General features: G+C 68.5%; 5 protein-coding genes. 2 read left to right on the top strand and 3 right to left on the bottom strand.

Annotation, left to right across the window (positions count from 1 at the left end; all coding sequences use genetic code 11):
- On the top strand, positions 1–734 hold a 734-nt coding region (locus tag ACWELQ_RS37955; protein WP_452401842.1), incomplete at its 5' end, for a hypothetical protein.
- A gap of 101 nt (positions 735–835) precedes the next feature.
- The gene (locus tag ACWELQ_RS37950; RefSeq protein WP_452401841.1) at positions 836–1,228 is read left to right on the top strand and encodes a hypothetical protein; all 393 of its coding nucleotides are present in this window, start codon (positions 836–838) and stop codon (positions 1,226–1,228) included.
- A gap of 21 nt (positions 1,229–1,249) precedes the next feature.
- Here the strand turns inward: ACWELQ_RS37950 and ACWELQ_RS37945 are convergent, their stop codons facing one another.
- From ACWELQ_RS37945 to ACWELQ_RS37935, 3 genes are all read right to left on the bottom strand, one after another.
- Complete coding sequence (locus ACWELQ_RS37945; RefSeq protein WP_452401844.1) at positions 1,250–2,713, bottom strand: vWA domain-containing protein; 1,464 nt, start codon at positions 2,711–2,713, stop codon at positions 1,250–1,252.
- 40 nt (positions 2,714–2,753) lie between these two features.
- The gene (locus ACWELQ_RS37940) at positions 2,754–3,638 is read right to left on the bottom strand and encodes an AAA family ATPase (protein WP_452401840.1); all 885 of its coding nucleotides are present in this window, start codon (positions 3,636–3,638) and stop codon (positions 2,754–2,756) included.
- Positions 3,639–3,707: 69 nt separating this feature from the next.
- The gene (locus tag ACWELQ_RS37935; RefSeq protein ID WP_452401843.1) at positions 3,708–4,895 is read right to left on the bottom strand and encodes a glutamate-5-semialdehyde dehydrogenase; all 1,188 of its coding nucleotides are present in this window, start codon (positions 4,893–4,895) and stop codon (positions 3,708–3,710) included.
- Positions 4,896–4,922 lie beyond the last annotated feature (27 nt).

Genomic DNA, 4,922 nt, shown 5'->3' with positions numbered 1-4,922 from the left:
CGGTAGCGAAGGCATTTCGCCGCCGTTGGCACGCAACAGCCGCACCCAGGTCCGCACCGGGGCGGAGTCCGGCCGCCGTCACCTTGGGTACGCCGGGCGGCACCGGAACCCCGAGCCCCGGTGCACCCGCGAGCAGCGTCCCGCTGGGGCCGGGAGCGAGTGCCGACAGCGCCGTGCCGCTGGGCGCGGGCAGTCCCTTCGCGACGCCGACGGTGAACACGCAGCCCGCCTGCCCGCTGGGCTGGCCCGCGCCGAAGCAGCAGGGCGGCTTGGCTTCGCTGATCGGACTGGCTCCCCTGGCCGGACCGTTCTCCTCGGAGGCGTTCGCACTGGGCTCGGTGTATCAGCCGATCCTGCAACTCGCAGGTCCCGTGCTCGCGCAGATCGCCCCGGTGATCACGCGGTACCAGCCGCTGATCGACCCGCTGATCGCGCAGGTCCAGGGCGTGGAAGCAGTTGTGTTGCAGGCGATCCTGCCCTACTACGGCCCGTATCGCAGTCAGCTCATCGCGGCCGAGGGCGACTTCGCCAAGGCCATCGCACCGGCGCTGAACTCCGTGTACAACAGCGAAATCGCCTCCTGCTTCGTCGCCTGGCAGGGGCAGATCATCGGTCAGGCGCAGGGCGGGCGCATCACCGTCGCGTCCCTGGCGCATCCGGGAACAGTGGTCGAACTGGGTCCGGAGAACCGAGACGCCCCGGTACCGCCTGGGCGGTTTGATTCGAGCGGATAATCCGTTGCGCTACAAGATATTTCGACTCGAACCGACAACGCGACAAACGTCGCGGGAGGACCATGGAGATGGGAGCCGCGAAGATACAAGGAGGACTGGAGATGGCGCTGCCGACCTCGGGAGAACTCGCTCCCATCGTGGCCTGGTCCGGGCAACATCAGGGACAGACCGTCGATAGCAACCACAGTTACGCCACTACGCAGTGCGATGATTCGCAGACCCTCTTCGTGAGCGGTCACCTGTTCCGGACGAATATGCCCGGACAGCAGTTCCACGTCTATTTCAAGGTGGATGGCAACGCCCCGGTTCCGACGCCGAGCACCTTCACCACCAGCCCGGACGGAACAGGGGATTTCGCCTTCTCGATCGAGGGGTTGACGTCGGGCACCCACGCCGTGTCCGTCGAAATCAACCACGTCACCGACAATTTGACCTATTTCATGGATGCCAGTACCGCCACCGGCGGCAAGGGCATTCCCTTCACCTCCCCGTAGCCGGGCACGGCCCGGGGTTTCCTAGACGGGGAGCAGGCGGCCGACGACGGCGGTGAGCTGACGCGCGGAACGGCATTCGTGCATCTCGATGATGTCGGCGTAGCGGTCGGCGGCGGAATCGCCGGTGCCCCACATCTTCTCGGCCTCGGGGTTGAGCCAGTAGGCGTGCTTGGCGGTGTCGACCAACTGCCGCAGGGTCTTCAGGGCCGGGTCGCGGTAGTTGGTGCGGGCATCGCCGAGGATGAGCAGGGAGGTACGACTGGTGACGGCATCGGGGAACTTCTCCGCCAGGCCCTCCAGGGCCGAACCATAGTCGGAGTGACCCTCGATGCCGACCACCTTCGACTCGGTGAAGATGCGCCGGGTCAGCTGATCCAGCGGGGTCTTCGAGTCGAAAAGCTGGGTGACCTCGTCGGTTTGGTCCACGAACGCGAAGATGCGGACCCGGGAGAACTGTTCGCGCAGGGCGTTAACCAGCAGCATGGTGAAGCTGGAGAATCCGGCCACCGAGCCCGAGATGTCGCACAGCAGAACGAGATCGGGGCGGCCGGGGCGCGGCTTGCGGGTGACGAGGTTGACCGGGACGCCGCCGGTGGACATGGATTTGCGCATGGTCTTGCGCAGATCGATCTCGCCGCGCCGGGAGCGGCGGCGGCGCGCGGCCAGGCGCGAGGCGAGCACGCGGGCCAAACGTTGACTGCTGCGGCGCAATTCGTCGAGTTCGGTCTGCGAGATGCGCAGGAAGTCGGCATCCTCGGCCTGGCGGGCCACGCCGTAGGTGGCGACGCGGTCGCGGCCGATGCGTTCGGCGACGCGGCGGCGCGTCTCGGCCTCGACGGTGCTGCGGAAGTCCTTGATGCGCTGCCGTGCGGTGCGCCGCGCCACCTCGGCGTCGAAGCCGTCACGGTCGAAATCGGAGTTGTCCATGCCCTGGGCCAGGCCCGCGAGGATCTTGCTGACCAGCAGTTCGGGCTGCAGATCCTTGAGCGTCTGATAGGCGGAGAACGACGGCCCGCCCGCGGCCTGGTACTGGCCCATCTGCTCGACCATCTGGGCGGCGAGGGCCTGCAACTGCTGCGCCTGCTCGCCGGACGGGTCCTGGATCAGCAACTCCGCCAGCATCTTCCGCAGTTCGAGGATGTCGATCGAGCCGTCCGGCTTGACCGGCAGCTCGACCTCCTCGGCCCCGACGCGTTCGCCGAGCGCGGCCGGGAACCACAGGTCGAACATGCCGTCGAAGGTGGCGCGCTGGGTGGTGCGGCGTAGCAGCGCGCAGGCCAGGCCCTCGCGCAGCGCCTCCCGGTCCATCAGGTCCAGGACGGTGAGAACCTGTCCGGCGTCCACGGTTTCGGACGGCCCGACCGAAATTCCCCGGCCGCGCAACGCTTCCACGAACCCGACCAGGTGGCCTTCGATGCCGTGCTCGGCGGTCGGCCCCGGCACCTGCACCGGTTTGGCGGGCGTCCCGCCCGAGATCGCCCGCATGGCAGCGGAAACCAGTCCGCGCTGCCGGTTCTCGGTCATGTCAGGCCAGCTTCAGCTCGGACTGCGCGCGCACGTGGTCGGCCTGGTGCTTGAGCACCACTCCGAGCGTGGCCCGCACCGTCTTGTCGTCGAGATCCTTGGCGCCCAGTGCCAGCAGCGTGCGCGCCCAGTCGATGGACTCGGCCACCGACGGCAGCTTCTTGAGCTGCATGCCGCGCAGCACGTGCACGATCCGCACCAGCTGGGCGGCCACCGCGGGCTTGAGCTCCGGCACCCGGCTGGCCAGGATGCGCCGCTCGAGGTCCTCGTCGGGGAAGTCGATGTGCAGGTAGAGGCAGCGGCGCTTCAACGCCTCGGACAGTTCGCGGGTCGCGTTGGAGGTCAGCACCACGAACGGCTTGCGGGTGGCGGTGATGGTCCCCAGTTCCGGCACGGTGACCGAGAAGTCGCTGAGCACCTCGAGCAGCAGGCCCTCGATCTCGACATCGGCCTTGTCGGTCTCGTCGATGAGCAGCACGGTCGGCTCGTCGCGCCGGATGGCGGTCAGCAGCGGGCGTTCCAGCAGGAACTCCTCGGTGAACACGTCGGCCTTGGTCTCGGCCCAGTCGTTCTCCGAGGACGCCTGGATGCGCAGGATCTGCTTGGCGTGGTTCCACTCGTAGAGCGCGCGGGCCTCGTCGACGCCCTCGTAGCACTGCAACCGCACCAGTTCCGCGCCCGCGACCTGCGCGACCGCCTTGGACAGCTCGGTCTTGCCGACACCGGCGGGCCCCTCGATGAGCAGCGGCTTGCCGAGGCGGTCGGCGAGGAAAACCGAGGTGGCGGTGGCCTTGTCGGCCAGGTAGCCGGTGCGGGCCAGCCGCTCGATCACATCGTCGACCGACGAGAAGATCGGCTCCTGAACGGGTGCGGTGGTGGGTGCCACGGGACCCCTGCCCTTCTTTGCGGGGGTCCGGGAGCCTGACCCCCGGACCCCAATGACTAACCGGCGTCGCTAGACGGGCCGAATCTGCCCGTCACCCCACACTATCCACTTGGTCGAGGTCAGTTCCGGCAGGCCCATGGGTCCGCGCGCGTGCAGCTTCTGGGTGGAGATGCCGATCTCCGCGCCGAAGCCGAACTGCTCGCCGTCGGTGAAGGCGGTGGAGGCGTTGACCATGACCGCGGCGGCGTCCACGCGGGAGGTGAACTCGCGGGCCGCCTTCAGGTCGGCGGTGACGATGGCCTCGGTGTGCCCGGTGCCCCACTCGTTGATGTGGTCGACCGCCGCGTCCAGGTCGTCGACGACCTTCAAAGCGATGTCGAGGGAGAGGTACTCGTCGGCCCAGTCGGTGTCGGTGGCGGGCACCAAGCCCGGCAGGTCACCGTGGATGGTGACGCCGGAGTCCGCGAGCGCCTTGATCATGCGCGGCACCGCGACCTCGGCGACGGCCCGGTCGATGAGCACGGTCTCGGCGGTGTTGCACACCGACGGCCGCCGGGTCTTGGCATTGATCAGAATCGATTCGGCCATGTCCAGGTCCGCGTCCTTGTGGACGAAGACGTGGCAGTTGCCGGTGCCGGTCTCGATGGTCGGCACCAGCGCGTCGCGCACCACGGCATTGATCAGGCCCGCGCCGCCGCGCGGAATCACCACGTCCACCAGACCGCGCGCCTGGATCAGATGGGTGACGCTGGAACGATCCTCCGACGGCAGCAGCTGCACCGCGTCGGCCGGAATGTCTTGCGCTTCCAGAGCTTCCCGCAGCACCTTCACCAGCGCGGCATTGGAGTGCGCCGCCGAGGACGAACCGCGCAGCAGCGCCGCGTTGCCCGACTTCAACGCCAGCCCGAAGGCGTCGACGGTGACGTTCGGCCGCGCCTCGTACACCATTCCCACGACCCCGAGCGGGACGCGCACCTGCCGGATCTCCAGGCCGTTCGGCAGCGTCGATCCGCGCACCACATCACCGACCGGATCCGGCAGCCCGGCCACCTGCCGCAGCCCCGAGGCGATCCCGTCGATGCGGGCCTCGGTCAGCCGCAGCCGATCCAGCTGCGATTCGGCGGTGCCCGCGGCCTTGGCGATCTCGATGTCCTGCGCATTGGCGGCGAGGACGGCGGCCTTGGCCGCGAGCAGGGCGTCGCAGCAGTACTGGACCGCGTTGAGCCATGCGGTCCGGGGCGACTTCGGCCACTCGATCTCCACCGGGCAGACGGTGAACGCGGC

The organism is Nocardia sp. NPDC004722 (genome assembly GCF_053601505.1).
This window is presented reverse-complemented; position numbering and strand designations above follow the sequence as displayed.

Bases quoted from the DNA above. Each gene is read 5' to 3' on its own strand.
- ACWELQ_RS37945 (WP_452401844.1), bottom strand. From the start codon at position 2,713: ATGCGGGCGATCTCGGGCGGGACGCCCGCCAAACCGGTGCAGGTGCCG.
- ACWELQ_RS37950 (WP_452401841.1), top strand. From the start codon at position 836: ATGGCGCTGCCGACCTCGGGAGAACTCGCTCCCATCGTGGCCTGGTCC.